Source organism: Nocardia sp. NPDC050378, assembly GCF_040655675.1.
In the GTDB taxonomy this organism is placed as follows: domain Bacteria; phylum Actinomycetota; class Actinomycetes; order Mycobacteriales; family Mycobacteriaceae; genus Nocardia; species Nocardia coubleae.
This window is the reverse complement of the sequence record NZ_JBFAKI010000024.1, coordinates 1-24,902: the sequence shown is the minus strand read 5'-3', so window position 1 is coordinate 24,902 and position 24,902 is coordinate 1. Positions and strand designations below refer to the sequence as shown.

Genomic DNA, 24,902 nt, shown 5'->3' with positions numbered 1-24,902 from the left:
CTCCTCGCTGGACGGATGTTCACCGTGCCGAAGCCCTATCCCGAGGAGTTTCGCCGCGACGTAGTCGCGGTCGCCCGCAAGGGCGAGATCTCGTTGACCCAGATCGCCAAGGATTTCGGAATCTCCCAGAGCTGCGTGAAGAACTGGCTCAAACAAGCTCATATTGAAGACGGTCACCGGCCCGGCGCCACCCGCGACGAATCGGCCGAGCTGCGCGAAGCGCGTAAACGGATCCGCCAGCTGGAGCAAGAAGCCGAGGTCATGCGCCGCGCGGTCGCCTATTTCTCGCGTGACGTCAACCCAAAATGAGCTACCCGCTGGTCCTCGACCTGGCCGCCGACGGTATCCCCGTCGCGGTGATCTGCCGGGTACTCGGCTTCTCCACCCAAGCATTCTACAAATGGAAGCAATGCCCTGTCTCGCAACGTGATTGGGACGACGCGCACCTGATCAACGCAGCTCTCGACATCCATACCGACGACCCGGCTTTCGGCTACCGATTCATCGCCGACGAGCTGCTCGCCCGCGGTATCCGCGCGAGCGAGAACCGGGTCCACAGGTTGTGCTCGGCGCAGCGGATCTGGAGCGTCTTCGCCAAGAAACGAGGCCTCAATTGCAAGGCCGGCCCGCCGGTCCATGACGACCTCGTCGGGCGCACCTTCACTGCCGGGGTCCCGGGCGCGATGTGGTTGACAGATATCACCGAGCACGCCACCAGTGAGGGAAATTGTATCTGTGCGCGGTCAAGGACGTGTTCTCCAACCGGATCGTCGGGTACTCGATCGGTTCACGGATGAAGGCATCGCTGGCAGTGTCGGCGTTGCGCCATGCGGTCGCTCTCCGATCACCCACCGCGACGATTGTCCACTCGGACAGAGGCAGCCAATTTCGTTCTCGGAAGTTCGTGAACACGCTGTCGGTCAATAGTTTACGAGGTTCGATGGGAAGGGTCGGAGCCTGTGGTGACAATGCGGCAATGGAGTCGTTCTTCGCACTGCTGCAGAAGAACGTGCTCGACCGGAAACGGTGGGCGACCCGTCACGAGCTCCGCCTGGCGATTATGGTCTGGATCGAGAAGACCTACCACCGCACCCGTCGGCAACGCCGACTCGGCCGTCTCACCCCGATCGAGAATGAGACAATAAACCGGCCCGCACTCGCGGCCTGATAGACCAAACCCGCGACTTAACCGAACTCGGGGCAGTCCCGGACCGCAACGCCGTCGAGCGCGGCATCAACCAGCTCAAACAACATCGATTCACGATGCTGGTTAACTTGCCCCGCGAACGCGGATGGCGCGAGTGCGCTCCGGTGAAGAACGGTCCCGCGCTCAGCGGTTACGGGGCGGCCTCGATGAACAAGGCGCTCGCGGCAACGATGGCGAAACTGCCGACCGCGATGGTGAAGTCGCTGACCTGGGACCGAGGAAAGGAACTGTCCGCCCATGCGGAACTGACGGCGACTACCGGGGTCGCGGTCTATTCGCTGACCCATATAGCCCGTGGCAGCGGGGGACAAACGAAACACGAATGATCTTCTACGCCAGTGCTTTCCGAAGGGAACGGATCTGTCCCGTTGGACCAAACGGGACCTGGCGGCGGTCGCTGACGCGCTAAACAAGCGACCGCGGAAGGTCCTCGGGTGGCGCACGCCGGCCGAGGCGATGGAGGAGCATCTACAATCGCTTCAACAACGAAATGTTGCGTCGCCTAGGCTGGCGTGCCCCAGGACTTTGCGCGTTGGCCGATCCGCTTCGATCGGCGGCACCGACGAAATTCCCGGCCCGCTTGCGGGGATGGACCCGAGGATGTGCTCGCGATCTGTCGACCCGTCCACGCTGTGCGTGGGTAGGGCGTCTGTTTTCTTCAGATTCCTCGCTAGATCCCCTGTCTAGCGTTGGCGCGCTGCGGGGTCGGTCTGTACTGACGATCGCAACGGGGCGGGCGCCCGGACAGCAAACGCCGTGGCGAACCGGTTCGGTGATCAGTGTCCAGGGTGAGCCCGTTCGACCCAGTACGTTCGCCCGTTGCGGCATCGAGCCAGCACGGGCAGCAGCGGGATACACGCTGCGATGAAGGCATCTAAGTCGTTGCGGTACAACTGGATCACCGTCTCATCGCCGTAGGTCTGGCCCATCGTCCACAAGTGGAATACCGGATCCTTTTCGACCCTGCCATGCCCTCCGTCGGGTGGCTCCGGCTTGCTCAGATCAACCACGCAGCCAGGTAGCCCGGCCTCGTCTGTTATTGGGCGTTGGGTGGATTCGATGAGGAACGCCGAACGCCGCTTGGATGCTAAAGCGTTGTCGATCTCATAGCGAGGAGGGGCGTTCGGCTTATTGCATTGCGTACTTGGCAAGCCGAACGATGACATGTCTGTAGGCTAGCCGCGTGGAAGTCCACATGTTCACGACCGAGAAGCTCGGGCCCCACCAGTACATCGTGAGCTGTTCCTGCGGCAAGTCGTGGACCGGACATACCCGAGGCCGGACCGAAGCGAAGGCCGCCGCCCATGCCCACGAGTTGAACCGTGCGCTGTGCCCTCATCCGGAAAAGAAGGTCTACCTGACGAGGGAAGATGCACTGCAGGGTAAGGCCCGAACCTGGAAGATCCCGCCCGGCGGCGGAGGTCCGGCCCGCGAAGCATATCGATGCCGTTGCCGCGCATGGCATTTGACAACGAAGTCACGTCGGTGACGATTTGAGGATGCTGTGTTCCAATACCATCTCGGCTCAGCGTACGGAGCCGAGGTCTGCAACCCATGGTCCTAGCTGGATCTGGCTGCTTCTTCGAGGTCGTCGACCGATCAACCGGACCGGCACCGAGTAATGGTTGGTGCGCACGGTGATCTGGGAAACTTGTCGACCCGTGGAGTAAACCAACGCCCAGTCTCGGGTGGTTCGTCGGGCAGTGGCTTGAGCAGCGGTTTCTCGGCGGCGAAAAGTTCGCCGATGGTGCGGGGGCGGGCGCCGATGCGGCGTTGTTCGTCGGCGATGTCCCAGGCATCGACCAGTTCGTTGAGCTCGTCGATCGACTCGACCTCGGGGATCGGGATGAAGTGGTTTCTACGGAACCACCCGATCTGTTTCTCGACACCGCCCTTCTCGTGGGTGCCCTCGATTCCCGGGTCGGCAGTAGAACGCGTCGAAGTCGTAGTGGGAACGGAACGCGGTCCAACGGTCGGATTCCTCACGCAGCCGTGCGAATCCGATCACTCGGGCGACCGCGCGGCGCGCAGGTTGTCGTAGCGGATGTTGCCGACCGGTACCCCACCCAACACGCGGAAGGCGTGGACCTGACCTTCGAAGAACGCTTCCTGACCAGCCGAGAGGAAGCAGCGGTGAACGGCCTTGCCCGAAAACGACATTCGCAACGCGAACAAACACACCACCACCAGCTCGCCGCGTAGCCGGACCGTCACGTCGGAGAAGTCGACCTCGGCTTCTTCTCCGGGGCGGTGGGTTTGGCGGATAAGGACCTCCGCAGGGCCTTTGCCTTCCTCAGCACGGACCTGCGGTTTCCGCTAGGCGACGTAGTCACGCAACGTTTGGTAGGCGACGTCATCCATGCCGTGTTCGTCGAGCAGTCGGGCATACAGGCGTTTGATCGTGTGACGCTGTCTGCGTGGCGCCCGCAAATCCGTGCGCAGAACCTCGTCGATGAAGGGCTTGAACGGATCGAGTTTCGAGCCTCGCGTGGGGTACTTCTTGCGCTCGCTGGGCCACGCCGTGTTGGTCGCGGCTTGGACTGTGCGCCAACCGACCCCGTACTTCCTCTGCAACGCCCGACCTGACAATCCCGCTCGTGCGTCGCGCCGGATCGCGGCGTAGAGCTCGACCTTCGTCTGACGAGGCAACGGCGACTCCCTTCAACGCATGTGTATGGGGCGAAGCACACGCATCTTTGCACCACAACCAAGATCACGACGTCAAAATTCGCCGATGCGAACATCCTCGGATCAGAGGTGACGTCAGGATCTACCGATCGGTGATGTCACAGATCACCGATAGAACCACCCGCATGTTTCGCCTACCGATCAGTACCGCCATGAGCTGAGTGTTTCTTGGCCGAGCCGCGCCGCAAACCAGCGCTCCACCTTCTGCTCGTGCGTCGGGAACGGCGCCACCTGCGGCGGTGGGAATTATCGATGAATTTCGCAGGGCGAGTGTAAATGTCGATGAAAGTGGGTATGGTCGGCAGTCGCGGATAGCGGGGTGGAAGACGAAGGGGGAATGTGGTGGTCTCATCAGCGGTGATGTCTGCGTGGGCGAAGAGCGATCGTGCCGGGGCCAGCTTGTCGTTGTTTCGGCATTCGGCCGACTCGTCGGTGGTTGCCGGTCTGGTGTGGGACCACTGGCTACCCGCCCATGTTCTGTCCCTGCTTGCTGAGGGCCTGCCCGCTGGGTTGGCTGATGGGCGAATCCTGTTCTGCTGGTTGGCTGGATTGCATGACATCGGGAAGCTGACTCCGGCGTTTGCGTGTCAGGTGCCGGAGTTGTTCGACCACATGCATGGCAACGGCCTGCCGGTAACAGGTGCACCTGTCGATCGAAAGTTGTTGCCGCACGGACTGGCCGGCCAGATCACGGTGGAGCAATTTCTCGTCAGCCATGGTTGGTCGAAGCGGGTGGCGTCGACGTATGCGGTCGTCGTCGGGAGCCACCACGGTGTCCCTGCGACGGTGGGCCAGATTCAGGCCGCGGTCAACGGCGGGCGTTCGTTGTGGGGTGGACCGGAGTGGGAGCGTGCTCGCAGCGAGCTGATGACGATGGTGACCGAGCGGACCGGTGCTGCAGATCGCATCGCCGCCTGGTCTGTGGTCAGGTTGTCGACTGTGCAGCAGGTGCTGCTGACTGCGGCGGTGATTGTGACCGACTGGATCGCCAGCAACCAGGACCTGTTCCCCCTCGACAGTCGGCGAGCATCAAGCATCGAGGCACCCAAGGCGTGGACCCTGCTCGGATTGCCAGACGCCTGGTCACCGGCAGGCGCGGCGACGGATTCAGAAACCGCCCGCCAGGAGTTGTTCAGATCGAGGTTCGCTCGTGAGGATCCGATGCGGCCCCTGCAGCAGGAGTGCCTGCGGATCGCCTGCGAGCTGCCTGATCCGGGGTTGATGATCATCGAAGCGCCTATGGGGGAGGGGAAGACCGAGGCCGCGTTGCTCGCTGCCGAAGTACTCGCTGAAAGGTTCGGTGCGGGTGGGGTATTCGTTGCGTTGCCGACGATGGCGACCTCGGATGCGATGTTCGCGAGGGTACGTCAGTGGGTGGATTCGGTCTCGGGAATTCCGGGCAGCATGGTCCTGGCGCACGGTAAGGCGGCGTTGAACGAGGACTATGCGAAGTTGAAGCGGCGTAGCTTCATCGATATCGGTTCCGACTGCGGCGACAGCACGGTCTTGGCGCATGGTTGGTTCGTCGGGAAGAGGGGTCCCTTGGCGAACTTCGTGGTCGGCACCATCGATCAAGTGCTGAGGGGTGCGCTCAAGGCTCGTCACGTGATGTTGCGGCACCTCGGTCTGGCGAACAAGGTCGTAGTGATCGATGAGGTCCATGCCGCGGACAGCTACATGTCGACCTACCTGTGTCGGGTGCTGGAATGGCTCGGTGCCTACCGTGTTCCGGTGCTGTTGTTGTCGGCGACGTTGCCTCCCGCGCAGCGTGATTCGCTACTCGAAGCCTATCGGCGTGGCCGCGGCAGGGAAGGCGAGTCTGCTGTTGCCGTGGCCGGATATCCGGCGATCTCGGTGTGGCCGAATCCTGCGCTGTCGTGTGCTGTTGCTGCCTCGGGCCGATCGATCGAGGGGATCGAGCTCGATTTCATCGACGACGACGCGGGCCTGTTGGTCGACAGGTTGGCTGAGGCGCTGGCCGAGGGCGGCACGGCAGGAGTAGTGTGTAACACCGTCGTTCGCGCTCAGCACCTGTTCGAGGTGATGACCGCCGACGGTCGATTCGATCCGGGTGAGGTGCTGCTGCTGCATTCACGGTTCGTAGCAGTGGATCGTGCGCGGCACGAGAGCCGATTGCGTCGGCTGCTCGGCCCGCCGGGTAGCGGGGGCAGACCTGCGCGGATGGTGGTCATCGGGACCCAGGTGATCGAGCAGTCTCTCGATATCGATGTCGATCTGTTGGTGACCGATCTGGCGCCGGTGGACCTGGTGCTGCAGCGCATCGGCCGACTGCACCGCCATCCACGTTCGGGACGTCCCGCGCGGGTGAACCATCCGCGCTGCTGGATCCGCGGCGCCGAATGGGGATCGGTTCCCCCGAAACTGGACAAGGGCGGCGAAAAGGTCTACGGCCGGGCACGTCTACTACGTGCGGCAGCAGTCCTCGCCGATCGCCGTGAGTCGGGTGTCGACGTTCCCGCCGACATTCCGGGGCTGGTGGCACACGCTTACGCGGACAGCTTCGCTGTTGCTGCAGACTGGGCAGAGACGTTCGCTGAGGCAGAGTCCGCGTGGGCCTTGCATGTAGCCGATCAGCGCAAACGTGCTGGTGACTATCTGCTGGGCCCTCCGCACACCGAGAACACGACGATTCGGGATTGGCTGGTGGCCGGTGTACGCGACGACGCCGACGGTGTCGGCGGTCAAGCGCAGGTCCGCGACGCCGAAGACAGCATCGAAGCCATCGTTGTGCACCGCGTCGGTGACCAGATCCGGGTGCTGCCCACCATCCCGGAGATGGGTGGCCGCGTCGTCCCCGCCGACTCCTGTCCGGATCCGGCACTGGCGAAGGTGCTGGCACAGTGCACCATCCGGCTCCCGGTCTTCCTGACGCGATACAACCGGATGGGCATCGTGCTACGGACACTGGAGGACACTTTCTATCCGGGCTGGCAGCAATCACATTGGCTGGCAGGTGAACTCGTTCTCGAACTCGACGAGAATCTGTCCACCGAACTGGCGCAACACCATTTGACCTACGACCCGGCCCTCGGACTGGTCGTGACAGCGAAGAAGGAAGCAGACACCCAGCGATGACGACGACAACAGCAGGGCTGAACCTCGTCGACGACCCGTGGATCCAGGTGGTCGACCGGACCGTGATCGCGGACGTGCTCTCTGTTCGCCAGGTACTACACCGAGCCTCGGAGCTATCGGGGATCGTCGGTGAGGTACCCACACAGTCGTTCGCGATCCTGCGGTTGTTGCTGGCGGTCCTGCGACGCAGTCTCGCCACCCGGGCGGGGTCGGCCGTGGATGTGTGGTCGCAGTTGTGGGATCTCGACACGTTGCCGGCCGGCGAGATCGACACCTACCTCGACACCCATCGGGCACGGTTCGAGCTGTTCGATCCGGTGGCTCCGTTCTTCCAGGTCGCGGGCCTGCAATCCGCCGGGGACGCGGTGGGTGCGTTGGACAAGCTGATCGCCGACGTGCCCAACGGCGCCAAATACTTCACCACCCGTGCCGGTCGGCATCTGCAGCGGATCGACTTCGCCGAGGCCGCGCGGTGGCTGGTTCATGCGCACGGGTTCGATCCCTCCGGTATCAAGACCGGCGCCGTGGGGGATCCGCGGGTGAAGAACAACAAGGGCTACCCCATCGGGGTCGGCTTCGCGGGTGCCTTGGGCGGGGTGTTCCTCGAGGGCGCCACCTTGCGCGAAACACTGCTGTTGAACCTGGTGCTGCTCGACGTCAACGGGCAGCGTTACCGAGGCGATGACCTCCCGGTGTGGGAACGCGAGCCCGACGGTCCCCGCGTGCGCGAGAACCCGGTCCCGACCGGTCCGGCGGATCTGGCGACCTGGCAGAGCCGCCGAATCCGGCTCGTAGCCACCGATGATCACGTCACCGGGGTGGTGCTGTGTAACGGGGATCCGCTCGAACCGTTCAACCAGCACCTGCTCGAACCGATGAGCGGCTGGCGCTACAGCGACATCCAGACCAAGAAAGCCGGCGGCAACACACGCCACTACCCGCGCACCCACGACCCGGAACGGTCACTGTGGCGCGGCATGAGTTCGATGCTCGACGACCTCGCCGCGGCACCTGCCGCCGGCAACGACATCACCGCCGGGGTCGTGCACTGGGCCCAGCGCCTCGTCGACGAGGACGCCTTGGACCCCACACATCCGGTGCGCCTGCACGCGGTGGGAATGCACTACATCAACCAGCAGTCCGTCGTCGGTGAAGTCGTCGACGACACCATCGGGTTCCGCGTCGGACTGCTGTCGAACCCCACATTGCGTTCGATCGCCGCCAGGGCCGTCGCCAGCGCGGACAGCGCGGTGGCGGCACTGGCCGGGCTGACCGCGAACCTGGTCAGGGCCGCTGGCGGCGACCCGGACGGGCCGCGTGCCCGAGCCCGCGAAGAAGGCTACTTCGCGCTGGAAGGGCCGTTCCGGCGCTGGCTGGCCGGGTTGGATCCGCGCAACGACACCTTCGACGACGAGTACCGGGCCTGGCATCGGATCGTGCGCTCGATCATCGATGAACACGCTGCCGACGCCTTGCGCGCTGCGGGAAAGCCTGCCTGGGTCGGGCGAGAGATCGACAACCGCTGGCTCGACTCCGCTGCGGCACAGCTGATCTACCAGACCCAGCGTCGTAAAGCAGTGCCGGGAGCCTTCGAACCCACCGATGACGACGGAGACCTCACGTGAGCGCGACACCACAGGCCAGCACCAGCAAATACGGGCCCCTGGAAGACTATGTCCACCAGCGTATTTCGGGTCGGCAAGCCGCCTATATCCGGCGTGAGAGCGACGCTTTGGCGGCGATGGCCAAGCTACGCCGCGGACTCAACGCCCCACCCGGGCGGCTCCCGGACCTGTGGGCGTTGACCCTGCAAGACCTTCCGGCCGCACCATATGAAAGCTCCGGCTACGGGCCCGTCCAGGAGCCGGAGGAACCGACGGCGTGGGAGTCGGCGGCCTATGACGCGATGGCAATCCACGCCTTGCATCAGCAGTCACGCGCCAAGCCGATGCATCGGCGTGATCACGCCAGTCTGGGCGCCGCGGTGCGTCGCCTCGGTGCCTCCTCCGGGGCCGAGGACGCCGTGCGGTCCCGATTCCATGTCATCGGCACCGCCACCGACCACGACGCGCGCCTGACACATCTGCGGGGGTTGATCGGCCAGCTCCGCGCCCACGAGATCCCACTGGACTACGCCCGTCTCGCGGTCGATCTGTACAAGCTCGACACCGGGCGCTACGCCGATCAAGTTCTGCTGTCGTGGGGTCGCGACTACCACCGCAACCCCGCACCGACCACCACTTCTGCCACCTCGGAAACCGGAGACAACCAGTGACCCGCATGTTCGTCGACGTCCACATCCTGCAGACCGTGCCCCCGTCCAACATCAACCGCGACGACACCGGCAGCCCCAAGACCGCCGTCTACGGTGGTGTGCGCCGCGCCCGCGTGTCGAGCCAGGCATGGAAACGCGCCACCCGCAAGATGTTCGGTGATCTGGTCAATCCGGCAACGCTGGGTGTGCGCACCAAACGGGTCGTGGAACTTGTCGCCGAACGCATCGGTGACGCCGTCGACGACCCGGCCGCCGCCGCAGCTCAAGTACTAAAAGACGCCGGTATCAAGCTCGAAAAGCCCAAGAAGAAGGGCAAAGACGAAGACAGCGCTGAATCGGGTGATCAGCTCGAACAGTCCAAGTACCTGCTGTTTCTGAGCGCCACACAGATCGAGCGTCTCGCGCAGCTCGCGATCGAGACAGCCACCACCGGGGTCTCGAACAAGGCCGCCGCCAAAGCCGCCGCCAACGGCGCCGACAGCATCGACGTCGCCTTGTTCGGGCGGATGGTCGCCGACTCCACCGACCTCAACGTCGACGCCGCCGCCCAAGTCGCTCACGCGTTGAGCGTGCACTCGGTCAACAACGAGTTCGACTATTTCACCGCCGTCGATGACCGCGCCCCCGAGGACAACGCCGGCGCCGGAATGATCGGTGTCGTCGAATTCAACTCCTCCACCCTGTACCGCTATGCCACCGTCAATGTTGCCCAGCTCGCCGAGAATCTCGGTGACAACGAAGCGACCGCGGTGGCGGTGGCGAATTTCCTGACCGCGTTCGTGCGCAGCATGCCCACCGGCAAGCAGAACACCTTCGCCAACCGCACCCTGCCCGACGCGGTCGTGGTCAGCGTGCGCACCGACCAGCCGATAAACCTGGTCACCGCGTTCGAACCACCCGTCGATGCCCTCGGCGCCGCCCGCTCGGCCGGTGCGGCCAAACAACTGGTGCAGCGCTACCACGCGCTGGAATCCGCCTACGGCAGCAGTGATGCCACCAACTACGTCGTGGCTGCGGCCAACGACCTGGAAGCATTGAACGAACTGGCCACCCCCGCCTCACTGACCGCCGTTGTGGACCAGGTCGCCGCGCAGGTGCGTGAGGCCCTCGGCAGGGCATCGTGAGTGTGCTGCTGCTCAAACTCGCCGCGCCCCTGCAGTCATGGGGTGTGGCGAGCCGGTTCACCCGCCGCGAAACCCAGCAGTACCCATCCAAAAGCGGCGTACTGGGCTTGATCTGCGCCGCGCAGGGCCGCCGCCGCACCGACCCGATCGAAGAAGAACTGATCGGGCTGGGATTCGGGGTCCGCATCGATCAGCAGGGCTCGCTCGTGCGGGACTTCCAGGTCGCACGCAGCCTCGACGGCCGCGACAGCTACCCACTGTCCTACCGCTACTACCTCGCTGACGCGGTGTTCGTGGCCGCGATCGCTGGTGAACGTCAGCTGCTGGAAGGGATTCGGGACGCTCTGCGGGCGCCGACGTTCCCGCTCTACCTGGGTCGCCGGTCCTGCCCGGTCACCGAACCGCTGCCGCTCGGTGAGGTCACCGACCAGACGCTGACCGATGCGTTGGCGACCACGGAGTGGCAGGCGGCCCCGTGGTATCGCAAGCGCCAGCCCGCGACGGTACATCTGCCGATCTACCGGGACCTGCTGCCGGGTGATCCCGACGAGGCTCTGCAGGATCGCGTCCGCGACGTGCCAGTGGATTTCGACCCCCAGCGTCGCGAGTACGGGTGGCGGTGTGTGGTCTCGGCTGCGGTCGAGATCACCAATCCCGACGGCGCCACACGACATGATCCGTTCGCCGCGCTGGGAGGTGCCTGATGTATCTGTCGCGAGTACCGCTCAACCCCGCCCGTAAAGGCACCCGCCTGTTCCTCACCTCCCCACAGGTCACCCACGCCGCAGTGATGGCTGCTTTCCCACCCTCAGAACCCGGCGACACGACCGATAGTCCCTCAGACGGTCGGGTGTTGTGGCGAATCGACCGAACCGACAACAACATCCACCTGTACGTCGTCTCGCCCCACCGACCGGATTTCACCCACGTGGTCGAGCAGGCGGGCTGGCCGACCACCAGTGCCTGGGCCACGCGCGACTATCGCGACCTGCTCAACGATCTCGCTGTCGGCCAGCGCTGGCATTTCCGGCTCACCGCCAACCCCGTGCGCCGCGCAATGGACCGTGACCGCAACGACCCGACCGAGCGAGGCAAGACAGTCGGTCTCGACTCGACCGGCCAGCTGCACTGGTTGCAGCGCAAAGCAGCCGATCACGGTTTCGAGCTCGGCCAAGTTGTGAGCGGGGACGGCAAGGAACCCGACGTGATCATCACCGACCGCAGATCGGTGACCTTCCAACGCCGAACGCACACGGTGGCTTTGTCCACCGCGACCTTCGAGGGCACCCTGGAAGTCACCGACCCCCACCGTCTCCGCGCGGCACTGATCGGCGGGATCGGGCGCGCGAAGGGATATGGCTGCGGGCTTCTCACCTTGGCACCGGTGTGAAAGACATTCCCGGAACACGCCCGCCCCGGATCGGGGAACTGGTCCGGGCGCGCGATCGGCTGTCGTTCATCTACCTCGAACGCGCCACGGTGCATCGGGACGCGAACGCGATCACCTCCACCGACGAACGCGGCGTCGTACACATTCCCGCCGCGGCGATCGGGGCGCTGCTGCTGGGCCCGGGCACCCGGGTCACCCATCAGGCGATGATGCTGCTCGCCGAAAGTGGATCCACCGTCGTGTGGGTGGGGGAGCGAGGCGTGCGCTATTACGCGCACGGCCGGTCCCTGGCACGCAGCTCGAGCCTGCTCGAAGCACAGGCCGCGGCCGTGTCGAACCAGAGCATCCGCCTGCGGATCGCCCGCCAGATGTATGAGATGCGGTTCCCCGGTGAGGACGTCGCCGGATTGACCATGCAGCAACTGCGTGGTCGCGAAGGCGCGCGCGTGCGCCGCATCTACCGCGAGCACGCCCAACGGACCGGCATCGAATGGCAACGCCGTGACTACAACCCGAACGACTTCGGCTCCTCGGACCTGGTCAATCAGGCGCTCTCGGCGGCGACGACCTGCCTGTACGGAGTGGCGCATGCGGTGATCGTCGCGCTCGGTTGTGCTCCTGGACTGGGATTCGTGCACACCGGTCACGAGCGGTCGTTCGTGTTCGATCTGGCCGACCTGTACAAGGCCGACTACGCGATACCCGCGGCATTCGATGCGGCGGCGATGGTCGCGGCTGAAGGTGGCGACGAGATCGGGGGAGTCACCCGGCGCGCGGTCCGTGACGCGGTGCACGAGGGAAACTTGTTGGCGCGCTGCTGTTCCGACATCTACGCACTGCTACTTCCTACACATGACGGTGACGCTGAGGAGTGGGACAGCGACGTCGTGGAACTGTGGGACCGCAAAGGCAACCTCGCAGCGGGCATTTCCTACGTTGATGAGGACCCACCGTGGTAGTGCTGGTCCTCACCGCATGCCCTGCTGGGCTCCGCGGTCACCTCACCCGATGGTTCCTCGAGATCAGTCCGGGCGTCTTCGTGGGCGTGGTCAGTGCTCGAGTACGAGATCTCGCCTGGCAACGAATGGTCGAACTGTGTAAAGACGGTCGCGCGATCATGATTCACACCACCCGTGGCGAACAGCGGCTGGCGTTCAAGACCCATCGGCATGACTGGGAACCGATCGACATCGACGGCATTCACCTGATGCTCCGGCCGCACACGGGTGACGGCAGCGGTGGCGGGGCACGGCCGGGATGGAGCAAGGCGAGCCGTTATCGTCGTGCGCATCAGGCTAAAGGGCCCCGCCCCGACGGCTCTGCTTGATCCACGGGTGCGTATCAGCTGAATCTGTGCGGGCCGCAAGTCATATCGCCCCCCTGGGAAGCGTGCAGACTGCGAACTTCAGATTCGTTGCCGTACAACATGATTAACGCTGTTGGCAATTGCTTGGCCGTGCACGGAGGCGTACAGTATTGAACTACTGCATCGTAAGTTGAAGAGCGCCTCCGGTGACGTGCGGCAGCTCTCAGATAGGAGAAGTTGATGGTCGCCGCTCTCGGACCGGATCCTGATGGCACGAGGCGTAGGAGGTCGCTGATCATGCCGCCGATCTACGGACGCCGGCTTGTCCTGTCGGTCACGTTGTCCGCTGGGTGCCTTTGCCTTTTGGGGGCACTCTGGGTACTGGGTGTCTCTAATGCTGCGGATCGTTCTTGGCCAGGTGTGGTGGAGCGTCCGTTGACGCTGTTGATCATTGTTAGTGGACTGGGTTTTCTGAGTGCGGGCGGGCGGGTTGTCGTGGGTGAGATCGCATACTGGCTTCGCCGGGCGTTGGTGTTGCCTGTGCTGGATGGCCTTTCGGATCTCGAGGGGGGAGGTAGGTGAACCTGCTGCGGTCTTGGCCATGTAATAGCCCCGGGGTAGACACAACTGGCAACCTGATTGATCGGGTGGGGACGCTTATGCAGGCCAGGCGGTGCTAGCGAATATCGTGCCGGTAGCCTCGACTTGGGCCGAGTGCATGTGGCCCGGTCCCCGTTTGCGGGGATGAGCCCTACTGGATCGTCAGTTGAGGGCGTAGGTATGTCCTGCTCCCCGCGCTTGTGGGGATGGTCCGCGCTGGCCCGACTCCACCGAATCTGAGGTCCGCCTTTCACGGTGACCGTGGATTGGTAAGGGGTCGGTGCCTAGCTGGGGACTACTGGCAGAGCGGGGCGGCAAGGTGGTGCAGGTGCGAGGAGGGATGAGCCCCGATCCGACAGGAGGTGTTGAGTTCGGTGGGCGCTCCGCGCGCGAGCGGGGATGGGCCCTGACGGCGCGGCTCGACATCGGGCTCGGGAAGGCTCTCCCTGCGTGAGCGGGGCTGAGCCCGGTGGGGATCATCACTGGCTTGATGGTGCAGTGCATCGTGGCGAGGCTGGACACGCATCGCGAAGTGAGGATATGTCGGCCAAATGTCGCTTTCACATGGCCGGTCGGTCGTGGTGAGAGGTGGATACGGTGGTTGAGATTGACGCAGGGACGGCAGCGGTATGGCGGACTAGGTGTCGGTTTGACGATTGTGGTTTTACTCGAAAGTGAATGTGATTTGGTCGATTGCTGTGTGAACGTGCAGGTCAATTAGTGTGCTCCCCGCGCGAGCGGGGATGAGCCCCGGCTGGCTGCTCGCCCACACCGATTTCGCGAGTGCTCCCCGCGCGAGCGGGGATGAGCCACGGATGCTCACCGACCGCGAACTCGCTCTCGCTGCCGGGTGCTCCCCGCGCGAGCGGGGATGAGCCCCGGCGCGTGCAGCTGGCCACGGTCGGACTGAAGTGCTCCCCGCGCGAGCGGGGATGAGCCCGACACTGGGCGGGCGGCCTGGCCGCATTCGAGGTGCTCCCCGCGCGAGCGGGGATGAGCCCGGCGTGGTGCCGGCACAGGCAGTCGTCGCATTGTGCTCCCCGCGCGAGCGGGGATGAGCCCCCCTGCTGTACCGACCCCTGTACCGACCATGGTGCTCCCCGCGCGAGCGGGGATGAGCCCACCGCCGGGGACGAGGTGTTCGTGCTGGCTGGGGTTGCGTCCAATAGCGTGGTGTACGGCCTGACCAGCGGAGCAGCTCCGAGCGTGTCGTAGCCGGAAGTGAGGTGGTCACCGCGTGACCCTTGAAGAGACCGTCCAAAGTCACTTGAAGGAGGCATCACGCGATGACCGATATCCAGCGTATCGACCCGAGCAAACCCTTCGATGCCCAACTCGCCGCGGCCGGCCCTGATCTGCTGCGGGAGATGCTGTCCAGCTTCGTGCACACGATCACGAACGCCGAAGCCGACAGCATGTGCGGCGCCGGCTACGGGCAACGTAGCGACGAGCGGGTCAACTCCCGAAACGGATACCGCCACCGTGATTTCGACACCCGCGTCGGGACCATGGACGCCGCGATCCCCAAACTGCGGTCGGGGAGCTACTTCCCCGATTGGCTGCTCGAACGCCGCAAACGCGCCGAACGAGCGTTGACCAGTGTGGTCGCGACCTGTTACCTGCTCGACGTTTCGACCCGCCGGATGGAAAAGCTCGTCGAGTCCCTCGGTGTCACCCAGCTGTCGAAATCGCAGGTCTCGATCATGGCCGCCGACCTCTACGATCAAGTCGAAGCATTCCGCACCCGACCACTCGACCAAGGCCCCTCCACCTTCGTCGCCGCGGACGCGTTGGTATTGAAGGTCCGCGAGAACGGGCGCGTGGTCAACGTCCACGCCCTGGTCGCGACCGGCGTCAACGCCGAGGGCTACCGAGAGATCCTCGGCTTGCAGGTCACTTCCGGCGAGGATGGTGCCGGCTGGCTGGCGTTCTTCCGCGACCTCGTGGCGCGCGGCTTGTCCGGGGTCGAGCTGGTCACCTCTGATGCCCACGCCGGGCTGGTCGCCGCGATCGGCGCGACCCTGCCAGGCGCGGCCTGGCAACGTTGCCGCACCCACTACACCGTCAACTTGATGTCGATCACCCCGAAAACGTCGTGGCCCTGGGTGCGCACCCTGCTGCACTCGGTGTTCGACCAAGCCGACCCGGAATCAGATCGGCCATCCGGCCCGGGAGGTTCACCACCACAAGGTGGCCAGTCCGACGCATGCATTTGAGCCTGGTGTGTACTGCGCTGGGGCGGAAGAGGCTTCGTGAGCGCGTAGCGCGTCGGAGATCCGGGCGTAGAAGACAGTCGGACCCTTGTGGGACCATGCGAGGCGAAGTGAATGACATCGCGCGCATGCTGAGACACCCCATGCGACCTCGACCGGCAGTGTCTGTCTGCGGGTAGGTCGCTCGCGCGAGTCCTGATAAAGGGCGGTCGTTGTCGACACCGCTATTATCGCGTCGGGTCGTCTCGATCGACGTGTAACCGCGTCTCGATAAGCCACGCGTCCGCCGAGCAACAGGCAGAGAGCACTGAACGAAACGGGGTAGGCTTCTCGAAAACGTGCAGGTGAAGAAGTGTCGGCCCCGCACCTGCGGGGATCGACCTGGGATCCGGCCAACCCGGAGCGGTGCATCGGGTCGGCCCCGCGTCTGCGGGATGGTCCGGCGCGTGAAAGCGCCCACATCGGTGAGGTCTTTACGACCCAGGTCGGCATGTTTACGGCATTCGGCGGCTTGCGTTCGGACGAGAAACCGGCGCTTTAAACCCCCGAACAGCTGACGGGCAGGGTCCACGCGACCACTGTCGGTGATGTGACGCAGCAGGCATCCATGCCGCTGACGCGGCGCTGCGAGGTCAGATCGGGCGGCGGGCGCGCACGATGTCCAGGGCGTATTCGGCGTAGCGGGTGGCTAATTGGTCCGGGGTGTAGCTCAGTCGCGGGTCGTACCAGTTGGCCACGCGCATGTTCATGCTCGCGATAGCGATCGCGGCCAGCTCGGGGTCCACGATGTCGAAATCTCTATTCGCGACGCCATCGCTGATGGTGTCGGCCAGCAGCTGAAAACATTTGTTGCGCAAGGTCAAAGCTGATTCAGCCTGATCAGGGTGCAGGGCGTGCAGCTCGTTGTTGACGACTACTGCCAGCAGCGCGTGATCGATGTGCAGGTGCACATGGGCGCCGACGAGTGCCCGCAATCGAGCTGTTGGGTCGGCGACGTCGGCCACTGCCGCACTGAGTCGTTGCCATATCTCCTCGTGGCCGATCCGGATCAACTCCGTGAGTACGTCGTCCTTGGACGGGTAGTGCGCGTACAGGGTGGCGGTGGTGATGCCGACGGCCGCGGCGAGCTGCCGGATGGAGCTGCCGTGGAAGCCTTGCTCGGCGAAGAGTGTCAACCCGGCCTGCAGAATCGCGCCGCGGGTCCCGGGGGGTGTAGCGGCCTGCGGCAGTGTCGGCGTCTTCGCGACCAGCCTTCGCTGCCGGAGTGCGATCTCACCGACGTGGGTCATGCCATCTCCTTTGCGAACGATCGATCGGTTGACAGTGTAACCGCCTTCTGTGACGCTACTCACCAAGCCGATCGATCGATCGGTAGGAAGTAGGTTTGCGATGAATTCACCTTGCTCGGAGCTCGGTTTCCGTTCGAGCAACAGCTCGTCTGTGGGCGCCGAGGAGGCGCGATGACCAGCGAACCGGTCGTCACGGTCAGCGAGGGCCGGCTGCGCGGTCGTCGCAGCGCCGACGGTGTGTCACGTTTTCTCGGCATCCCCTACGCAACCGCGCCGGTGGGCCCGGCGCGATTCCGGTTGGCCGCGCCCGCCGCGCGGTGGGAGGGTGTGCGTGAGGCGCACGCCTTCGGCCCGACCAGTTCGCAATTGCCCTATCCCGGTGTGGTGCAGGCACTGATCGGCAGCTCGCCGATCGCCGGGGACGATGTGCTGAACCTCAACGTCTGGACTCCGGATCCGGCGGGCTCGGGGCTGCCGGTCATGGTCTGGATCCACGGTGGCGCGTTCAGCCGTGGCGCGAACTCCCATCCGCTCTATGACGGCACGGCCTTCGCGCGCGACGGGGTGGTGCTGGTGTCGATCAACTACCGGCTCGGCATCCCCGGATTCGCGGAGCTGCCCGGCGCTCCGTCCAATCGCGGCCTGCACGACCAGGTGCAGGCGCTGCGGTGGGTGTCGGAGAACATCGCGGCCTTCGGCGGTGACCCCGGAAACATCACGGTCTTCGGCGAATCGGCGGGTGCGATCAGCATCGCGTGCCTGCTGTGCGCACCGGCCGCTGAAGGGCTGTTCCACCGCGCGATCCTGCAGAGCGGCGACGCTACAGCCGTGGCCACCGCGCCGGACGCCGCGTGGGTCAGCACCGAAGCCGCGAAAATACTGGGGATCGGTCCGACGGCAGCCGAGTTCGGCGAGATGTCGCCGGATCAGCTGCTCCGGACCCACGCCGAGGTCGGTGCGGCGCTGGCCGTCGACCCCGATCCGGCGCGCTGGGGTGCGTCGGTGATCACGGGCGGCTCCGGGTTGATGAGCATGTTCCCCGTCGTCGACGGCGACCTCGTGCCCGGCGTTCCGCTGGATGTCGTGCGCGCGACCGGGTCGGTGCCGGTGATGGTCGGAACCAATACCGAGGAGTTCCGCTTCTTCGTGGTGCCGCTCGGCCTGGTCAGCGGGATCGACGCACAGTCGTTGCCCTCGATGCTGGCCCGCGCGGGCATCAGCCCGGCGGCCGTCGAGAATCATCGGCCTCGCCGGCCCGACGCCACGCCGGGCGACATCTTTTGTGAGCTTCTCACCGATCGGATCTTCACCGAACCAGCCGTGCGGCTCGCCGAGGTGCTCGGGCCGTCCAGCTATCTCTATGAATTCGCCTGGGCGACAGACGTCATGAACCTCGGTGCTTGCCACGCCCTTGAGCTGCCGTTCGTCTTCGACACTCTCGCCGGGGCGCACGCGTTGACCGGCGAGAATCCGCCGCAGCGTCTGGCCGACGAAATGCACCGGGCCTGGGTCGGTTTCGCCACCGACGGCGATCCAGGCTGGCCCGCCCACACTCCCGATTCACTGCCACACACCTTCGATTCCCTGGAGCGTCGACGATGACATTCCGTTTCCACCGCTTGGCCACCGCATTCGCTCTGAGTGCCGCAACAGTCCTGGTCAGCGGGCTCGGCGGGTTACCGCTAGCCCAAGCAGCACCACAACCCGCCCTGCCGAGGCTCAACATCACCGACACCTATGCGACGGGGGTGTCGTCAGGCGGGTTCCTGGCCACCCAGCTGGCCGTCGCCTACTCGGGAACCTTCGCCGGTGCGGGCATCGTCGCTGCGGGACCTTACGGCTGCGGTCGCGGCGAGGTCGTCGAGACCGTGTCGTGTGTGCTGGGCGACACGGGGCTGTCCGGACTGCAAGAGCAGGCACGAACCTGGTCGGAACAGGGCCTGATCGATCCGATCACCCATCTGACGGGCAAACCGGTCTACGCCTACCACGGCACCCGCGACCCGATCGTCACCGACGAGGTGTCCGACGCCGGTGTGGAGTTCTATCGGCATTTCGGCGCCGAGGTCGCCTATCGCGACACCGATCCCGCAGGCCATGCCTGGCCGACGCCCGCGGGCAGTGTGCCGTGCGGCCTGACCTTGCCGCCGTTTCTGAGCGACTGCGGCACTGACGCGCAGGCCGAGATGCTCGCGCACTGGTTCGGTTCGGTGCGGCCGCCCAATGCCGTTGCCCCGCAAGGGGTGCTGAGCACCTTCGACCAGAAGCGGTACGTCACCGGGACCACACCTTCGGCGATCAGCATGGACACGGTCGGCATGGTCTACACCCCGCCCGCGTGCGCGGCGGGCGAACCCTGCCGGCTCGTCGTCGCCCTCCACGGTTGCGCCAGCGGGCGGTATCTGTTCGGTGACCTGTTCCCCCGGGCGGGCAATCTCGACACCTACGCCGACACCAACAATCTGGTGGTGCTCTACCCCCAGGCGACAGCCGGTCTCCTCCCACTGAATCCGCAGGGTTGCTGGGACTGGTGGGGGTACACCGGCGCGGGCTATGCCACCAAGAGCGCGCCACAGCTGGCCGCTATCCGCGAGATGGCCAGGGCGATCACCGGCCGCTGATCGCCTGCACGAGAATTCGCCCGGGACCACACGATGGTGTTCCCGGGCGAATTCGTGCTCAGCTAGTCGCGGCCGTCCTGGCTGTGCATGCTCGCGAGCAGCCGGATGCAGACCACCGCCAACAGCGACAATCCGACCAGCATCAGCGACAGCGAGGTCGTCGAACCGGTCCGGTCGAGCAACTCGACCGCGATCAACGGCGTCGCGGCGCCGCCGATCACCGACCCCAGTTGATAGCCCAACGACGCTCCGCTGTAGCGCACCTCGGGCGGGAACAACTCGCCGAAGAACGCCGCCAGCGGGCCGTACATCATCGTCAGGAACGTCATCCCGACAGCGAGACCGGCCGTCATGCCGAGGAACGTCTTCGTGTCGACGAGCGTGAAGAACGGGAACGCCCACAACGCGGTGAGAATCGCACCCGCTGTGTACAAGGGGCGGCGTCCGACCCGGTCCGACAGCGCCGCGAACACCGGCATGCAGCCGAGCAGCAGCAGCGTCGCCATGCTGAGCGGTCCGAGCACGTCGGCCATCGTCAGCTTCAGCGTCCGGGTCCCGTAATCGAGCATGAAGGTGATGTAGAGGTAGAACGTCGCATTCACGACGATGAAGGCCCCACCGGCCAGCACCACCCGCTTCCAGTGCGAACGGAGCACCTCGATCACCGGCGACTTGCCGACCGACGGGGCGGTCGCGGCCTTTTCCTGCGCTGCGCGCTGCAGATTCCGGAACGCCGGAGTTTCCTCCAGCCGGTGGTGGACATAGAGAACGACGCCGACGAACAGAATGCTGACCACGAACGGAATCCGCCATCCATAGCGGCGGAATGCCTCCGCGCCCAGCGAGACCGAGAGCAGGAAGTAGGCCGACACCCCGAGCAGCACACCGATCGGCACTCCGAGCTGAGCGAAACTGCCGTAGAACCCCCGCTTGTGCGCGGGTGCGGATTCGGTTGCCAACAGGGCGGCACCACCCCACTGACCGCCCACCGCGACACCCTGCGCGAAGCGCAGCAGCGTCAACGCGATCGGCGCCGCGATGCCGATGGTCGCATACGTCGGGAGCAGGCCGATCAACGCGCTCGCCACCGCCATCAACCCCAGCGCGGCGATAAAGGCCTTCTTGCGGCCCACTCGGTCGCCGAAGTGGCCCCAGACGACACCGCCGACGGGTCGTGCGATGAATCCGATACCGAAGACCCCGAACGAGACCAGCACCCCGGTGACCGGATCGGTGCTGGGAAAGAACAGCGTCGGGAACACCAACGCCGCCGCGGTGCCGAAGAGGAAGAAGTCGAACCACTCGACGCTGGCGCCGACGAGGCTGACCATAGCCACTTTGCGGACTTCGGCCTCGTTCACGGTGGGTGGTTGGCCTGAGCTGGTCGTCATCGCTCGGTCTCCTTGCATTGTGCGCATCCGCACGTGGCGGATGGCGGCTCGGTCGATACCGGACGAACGGTAGATTCCGGGCGAACTCCGGTCAGTGGTCGAGCGGACACCGAACCGGCCGATCGAGTGTCGGCAGTCACACCGGGCCGATACGCTAGGCGGATGCTCGGCGCGGTCGGTTACCCAGATTCAGCACTGGCGCAGGAAGTTGTCGCACGGGTGCGGCGGGATCTGCCGACGATGGCCGACGACGTCACCGCGCGCATGTTCAGCGAGATTCCGTTCTACCGGGCCGGTGGTGCGGGCACTGCGACCGAGGTCGGCGCCCGGTTGCTGATCAACCTGGAGGCGGGGTTGCGCAGTCTGCTCACCGGAGAACATCTACCGTCCGCGCCTGCGGAAACCGGGCGGTTGCGGGCCAGGCAGGATGCACCCCTCGCCGACGTATTGTGTGCATACCGGCTCGGCTACCAGGCGATGTCGACGGCCGTCGTCGCTGTCGGCGCCGAGCCACCCGCCGTGCCCGCGCCGGTCGTGATCGGACTCATGCAGGCGGTCTTCCGCAACCACAGTCTCGACGCCGACGCGATGATCGAGGGCTACCGGACCGAGGCGGACTACCTGCTGTCCCAGCGGGAGCGAGAACGCGCCGCCCTGGTCGATGTGCTCGTGTCCGACGACGCGGGGATGGCCACCTTGCTCGATGTCGCTCGCGCGCTCCGGCTTCCGCTCGAAGGCGCGTTCCTCGCGATCGCAACCGTGAGCGACCGTGGCCAGGATCCGATGCCACGCGTGGTCTCCGCGTTGGCGGCGATCGACGTGACGATGGTCTGGCGGGTCCGCTACGACACCGCAGTCGGTGTGCTGTCGTTGCGCAATCCCGCCCGCGCGGACGCGGCCCTGCAAGTGTTGCGTCGACATGCGGGCGGCCCGGTGGGCGTCAGTCCGGTCTTCGGATCGCTGCGCCGTACCGCATGGGCACTCGACCTCGCCGAACTGGTGCGCGACGGGTTACCTGGTCGACCGGTGGTCGACCAGTTCGAGAATTCGCCACTGAACATGCTCGTCCTCGGCGGCAGGGACGCGGCGCGCAGCACCGCCAACACCGTCCTCGGTGACCTGCTCGAGGTCACCGAGGAAACCCAACAGACGCTGATGCACACACTGCAGGTGTGGGTCTCGGCCGCAGGGTCGGCCAGCGACACAGCCGAGCGTTTGCATTGCCATCCCAACACCGTACGAAAACGGTTGCGGCGGCTGGAAGAACTCACCGGACGCAATCTGAGCGAGCCTGGTGGAATAGCGGAGTTGGTGGCAGCATGTCACGCCTGGGCGCAACTTCGCCGATGAACCGACGCGTGCGCCCGACGGCTGTCGGACATTCCGCCATAGGCACATCGGAGACTCTGATGCCCGCGAGGTCGTTGCGGCGATCTGTCTGAGCGGCGGGGGTTGGGGTAGTGCTTACAGGACCGGCTGCACTCCCGCACTGCGGCATCCGCGACAAGTGGCCGCTGGCTGCTGGATCGTCGAGCACACTGGCCGGAGTCGGTGTGCGGCGGCGCAGCGTTGCTTGCACCGGTGACCAGTCGGTCGAGCAGGATTTCCTTGAGGTCAGAAGCCAACACCGTAGCACCGACATGATGGATTGCGAAGCTGTCCGAATCGGCAGCCCGTGATCGTCAGATTGGATAGCAGCCAGAAATAACCAGGCGTTTCCCAGTTGCCTATGTTTTGTGCTCCGCCGGGCTACCAGATCTGCGCGTGCGGCAGTCGATATCTACGAGCGCCTGGAGGCCCTGACGCCGCATCCGCCGCCGCATATCTTGCCGGGCTGGAGTCTGACGCCCAGCACATGACTACTGGGTTCTCTACTCGGTCATTGCGTATACATCGGCAGCGACTCGACGCTTACCTCATCGCCGCCCACTGATCGGCTCGACGTGTCGACGATGAAGTGCTGTCTTGATCCCGGCCACGCCGTTTCAACATAGCTTTGTCCTGCGGATGTCCGGCCGCTAGCCAGCGGAGGCAACTACGGACTAGTCGCAAGCTCTGTGTTGAAATCGCGACAGCCGTTCATGATCGTCGGCGAGACCCAGTATCTACAGCCAACGTTTCGGTGGAATACGAGAAGGAGCTGGATTAATTCTCAACAAGTCGGCGCCGGTCATGTGGAGGTTACAGACAAAAGCTCTCAACATGTTCCGGCGATGTCTACTGGAGAACACCCGCCATGTGGGAGTCCCAGCCTCGCGCGCCCTCCTGGCGGCAACTTCGAGGAGGACCGAATGAATGACAATGCCGTCTTCGTCGCCGACCGGCTTCAACTCACTGACATGCTCGGCATCGTTCGTGCCTACGCGCTCGACATCGCCGCAGCCCACCGTGTCCGGATTGTTCACATGATCATCGAGCCCGGTATCGACCTCGACTCATTGATCGATTATATCGACGCCAATGGCATCGCCGTGGTGATCACACCCGATTTCCGACATATTCAGAACAATCCGGCGTGGGTGCGAACCCGATGTGATCTGATCACAATGGACCCGCCAGCCCACCAACGCCGCCAGCAACGGCTGACCGTGACATGAGGAATCGAATACGCGGTTGGGGTCCGATTGCGCCATAGCCCGGACAGCCGCAGGTTCCAACCCATCTGCCGACCAGGTTGCGACTGGAAGGCATTATCCGCGACAGGGTCCGGGCGCTGCCGTCGGTGCGGATCGCTGACCGCCGCGATGCCGTGGGTTTTGTCCCGGCGGCGGTCGGGGACCGGATCACCGGCGTCCAGACCATCTCACGCGCACCCGGCAGCGCGACGGAAACGCTTACGGCCGACCTCGTCGTGGACGCGATGGAGCGCGGCACCCGTACACCGGGCTGGCTGACGGAACTAGGCTACGAAACACCGGCCGAGGAAACGGTCATCGTCCAGCTCGCCTGACCGAAGACTAGGACCGTGGTTCGACGACGCGATTCAACGACTGGGCGCGCGGGGTATCGGACTCCCGGTGTCGGCCGCGGCTTACACCGAGAACGTCATCATCGACGAACGTTTGGTCACCGGTCAGAACCCGGCCTCGGCAACCGGACTCGGCGGAGCTGCTCCTTGGGGCTTCTGCAACCTGCCAGGGCATCTCGCCGTCGTGCCAGTGTTCGAACGTGGGTGATTCACACTTGGCCCCACTGCTGCTCAGTACCGGTCCAGTCTTGGGGATATCGGCGACTATCTCCTCGACCCGTTCTGTCATCGCGCCTGCATCTGTGCAGAAAGGGCGGCATGAATGGTCTTGCTGTTAGCTCGGGCTGCTGTCCAACCATCGTGCATCGCCAGTCCCGATTACTGTCGGAGAGGCTCTCGAAAGATGAGCGATACGCGCGTCACCACCCGATTGCAGCGCAACGCGTACTGATAACAGGGCCATTCATGCAGGTAGAAGCTCTTTTAGTGCAGTGCGATCCTGCGCGAAACGGGAGTAGAAGCTGAACGGTAGCTCACTCTAGAGTCATGCGCAGAGCCCAACCTATGTGAGCCACGGCATCGACTACCCGCATTCGAAAACAGGAACGCTTTGTACGGTCCGGATTCGGTGCGGGCTCACAGCGAAGGAGTCAACGATGACTGTTCAACTGAACGCAGCTGTTCCGCTCGACTCGTCCCGTATGTGGACGCCTTTGCGTGACGTGCGAACCTTG

Annotated in this window: 19 protein-coding genes, 3 pseudogenes and 1 CRISPR repeat array; of the genes and pseudogenes, 16 read left to right on the top strand and 6 right to left on the bottom strand. The window is 64.8% G+C overall.

Annotated elements, in window-relative coordinates; genetic code table 11:
• Positions 1 to 24 precede the first annotated feature (24 nt).
• Together AB0I35_RS30445 and AB0I35_RS30440 are read left to right on the top strand one after the other, a co-directional pair.
• Positions 25 to 1,168: pseudogene (locus tag AB0I35_RS30445) on the top strand (IS3 family transposase).
• 86 nt (positions 1,169 to 1,254) lie between these two features.
• Positions 1,255 to 1,708: pseudogene (locus tag AB0I35_RS30440) on the top strand (IS30 family transposase); the annotation flags it as partial.
• Between the two features lie 275 nt (positions 1,709 to 1,983).
• Here AB0I35_RS30440 and AB0I35_RS30435 read toward each other — a convergent pair.
• The 4 genes from AB0I35_RS30435 to AB0I35_RS30420 form a co-directional block, all read right to left on the bottom strand.
• Positions 1,984 to 2,373 (bottom strand): hypothetical protein, encoded by a 390-nt coding sequence (locus tag AB0I35_RS30435; protein ID WP_357399766.1) that lies wholly within the window; start codon positions 2,371 to 2,373, stop codon positions 1,984 to 1,986.
• Positions 2,374 to 2,806: 433 nt separating this feature from the next.
• Complete coding sequence (locus tag AB0I35_RS30430) at positions 2,807 to 3,193, bottom strand: hypothetical protein (RefSeq protein WP_357399765.1); 387 nt, start codon at positions 3,191 to 3,193, stop codon at positions 2,807 to 2,809.
• A gap of 18 nt (positions 3,194 to 3,211) precedes the next feature.
• Entirely contained in the window at positions 3,212 to 3,421 is a 210-nt protein-coding gene (locus AB0I35_RS30425; protein ID WP_357399764.1) for a hypothetical protein, read from the bottom strand.
• A gap of 102 nt (positions 3,422 to 3,523) precedes the next feature.
• Positions 3,524 to 3,856: a hypothetical protein gene (locus AB0I35_RS30420; RefSeq protein WP_357399763.1), complete on the bottom strand. Its 333-nt coding sequence runs from the start codon at positions 3,854 to 3,856 to the stop codon at positions 3,524 to 3,526.
• A 399-nt stretch (positions 3,857 to 4,255) separates the two neighbouring features.
• On the opposite strand from AB0I35_RS30420, the gene cas3 reads away from it, so the two are divergent.
• From cas3 to AB0I35_RS30375, 9 genes and pseudogenes are all read left to right on the top strand, one after another.
• Positions 4,256 to 6,991, top strand: a complete 2,736-nt coding sequence (gene cas3, locus AB0I35_RS30415; RefSeq protein ID WP_357399762.1) for a CRISPR-associated helicase Cas3' — start codon at positions 4,256 to 4,258, stop codon at positions 6,989 to 6,991.
• Positions 6,988 to 8,616: a type I-E CRISPR-associated protein Cse1/CasA gene (gene casA, locus AB0I35_RS30410; RefSeq protein ID WP_357399761.1), complete on the top strand. Its 1,629-nt coding sequence runs from the start codon at positions 6,988 to 6,990 to the stop codon at positions 8,614 to 8,616. The genes cas3 and casA overlap by 4 nt, the downstream gene beginning before the upstream one ends.
• On the top strand, positions 8,613 to 9,266 hold the full coding sequence (casB, locus tag AB0I35_RS30405) for a type I-E CRISPR-associated protein Cse2/CasB (RefSeq protein ID WP_357399760.1): 654 nt from the start codon (positions 8,613 to 8,615) through the stop codon (positions 9,264 to 9,266). The genes casA and casB overlap by 4 nt, the downstream gene beginning before the upstream one ends.
• A 5-nt stretch (positions 9,267 to 9,271) precedes the next feature.
• On the top strand, positions 9,272 to 10,390 hold the full coding sequence (gene cas7e, locus AB0I35_RS30400) for a type I-E CRISPR-associated protein Cas7/Cse4/CasC (RefSeq protein ID WP_357399805.1): 1,119 nt from the start codon (positions 9,272 to 9,274) through the stop codon (positions 10,388 to 10,390).
• Positions 10,387 to 11,094 carry a type I-E CRISPR-associated protein Cas5/CasD gene (gene cas5e / locus AB0I35_RS30395; protein WP_357399759.1) on the top strand — a complete coding sequence of 236 codons (708 nt, stop codon included), beginning with the start codon at positions 10,387 to 10,389 and terminating at the stop codon, positions 11,092 to 11,094. The genes cas7e and cas5e overlap by 4 nt, the downstream gene beginning before the upstream one ends.
• Complete coding sequence (gene cas6e / locus AB0I35_RS30390; protein ID WP_357399758.1) at positions 11,094 to 11,780, top strand: type I-E CRISPR-associated protein Cas6/Cse3/CasE; 687 nt, start codon at positions 11,094 to 11,096, stop codon at positions 11,778 to 11,780. The genes cas5e and cas6e overlap by 1 nt, the downstream gene beginning before the upstream one ends.
• A complete protein-coding gene (gene cas1e, locus AB0I35_RS30385; RefSeq protein WP_357399757.1) occupies positions 11,777 to 12,739 on the top strand; it encodes a type I-E CRISPR-associated endonuclease Cas1e in 963 nt (320 codons plus the stop codon). Before cas6e ends, cas1e begins: the two co-directional genes overlap by 4 nt.
• Complete coding sequence (cas2e, locus tag AB0I35_RS30380) at positions 12,733 to 13,107, top strand: type I-E CRISPR-associated endoribonuclease Cas2e (protein ID WP_357399756.1); 375 nt, start codon at positions 12,733 to 12,735, stop codon at positions 13,105 to 13,107. Before cas1e ends, cas2e begins: the two co-directional genes overlap by 7 nt.
• 1,301 nt (positions 13,108 to 14,408) lie before the next feature.
• Positions 14,409 to 14,808: a CRISPR direct-repeat array (repeat unit 29 nt; unit sequence GTGCTCCCCGCGCGAGCGGGGATGAGCCC).
• A gap of 164 nt (positions 14,809 to 14,972) precedes the next feature.
• Positions 14,973 to 15,839 (top strand): annotated as a pseudogene (locus AB0I35_RS30375) (IS256 family transposase); the annotation flags it as partial.
• A gap of 692 nt (positions 15,840 to 16,531) precedes the next feature.
• Here the strand turns inward: AB0I35_RS30375 and AB0I35_RS30370 are convergent.
• On the bottom strand, positions 16,532 to 17,188 hold the full coding sequence (locus AB0I35_RS30370) for a TetR/AcrR family transcriptional regulator (RefSeq protein WP_357399755.1): 657 nt from the start codon (positions 17,186 to 17,188) through the stop codon (positions 16,532 to 16,534).
• 171 nt (positions 17,189 to 17,359) lie between these two features.
• Here AB0I35_RS30370 and AB0I35_RS30365 point away from each other — a divergent pair, with 171 nt between their 5' ends.
• Together AB0I35_RS30365 and AB0I35_RS30360 are read left to right on the top strand one after the other, a co-directional pair.
• Positions 17,360 to 18,790, top strand: coding sequence for a carboxylesterase family protein (locus AB0I35_RS30365; RefSeq protein WP_357399754.1), 1,431 nt, complete (start codon positions 17,360 to 17,362; stop codon positions 18,788 to 18,790).
• Positions 18,787 to 19,809 (top strand): PHB depolymerase family esterase, encoded by a 1,023-nt coding sequence (locus AB0I35_RS30360; RefSeq protein WP_357399753.1) that lies wholly within the window; start codon positions 18,787 to 18,789, stop codon positions 19,807 to 19,809. The genes AB0I35_RS30365 and AB0I35_RS30360 overlap by 4 nt, the downstream gene beginning before the upstream one ends.
• Before the next feature lie 62 nt (positions 19,810 to 19,871).
• Here the strand turns inward: AB0I35_RS30360 and AB0I35_RS30355 are convergent, their stop codons facing one another.
• Entirely contained in the window at positions 19,872 to 21,200 is a 1,329-nt protein-coding gene (locus tag AB0I35_RS30355; RefSeq protein ID WP_357399752.1) for an MFS transporter, read from the bottom strand.
• Positions 21,201 to 21,362: 162 nt separating this feature from the next.
• Between AB0I35_RS30355 and AB0I35_RS30350 the strand changes: the two genes are divergently transcribed.
• The 3 genes from AB0I35_RS30350 (at position 21,363) to AB0I35_RS30340 (ending at position 24,150) form a co-directional block, all read left to right on the top strand.
• A complete protein-coding gene (locus tag AB0I35_RS30350) occupies positions 21,363 to 22,550 on the top strand; it encodes a helix-turn-helix domain-containing protein (RefSeq protein ID WP_357399751.1) in 1,188 nt (395 codons plus the stop codon).
• A 941-nt stretch (positions 22,551 to 23,491) separates the two neighbouring features.
• Positions 23,492 to 23,797 carry a hypothetical protein gene (locus AB0I35_RS30345; protein WP_357399750.1) on the top strand — a complete coding sequence of 102 codons (306 nt, stop codon included), beginning with the start codon at positions 23,492 to 23,494 and terminating at the stop codon, positions 23,795 to 23,797.
• A 77-nt stretch (positions 23,798 to 23,874) separates the two neighbouring features.
• Positions 23,875 to 24,150, top strand: a complete 276-nt coding sequence (locus AB0I35_RS30340) for a hypothetical protein (protein ID WP_357399749.1) — start codon at positions 23,875 to 23,877, stop codon at positions 24,148 to 24,150.
• The last annotated feature ends 752 nt before the right edge of the window (positions 24,151 to 24,902 follow it).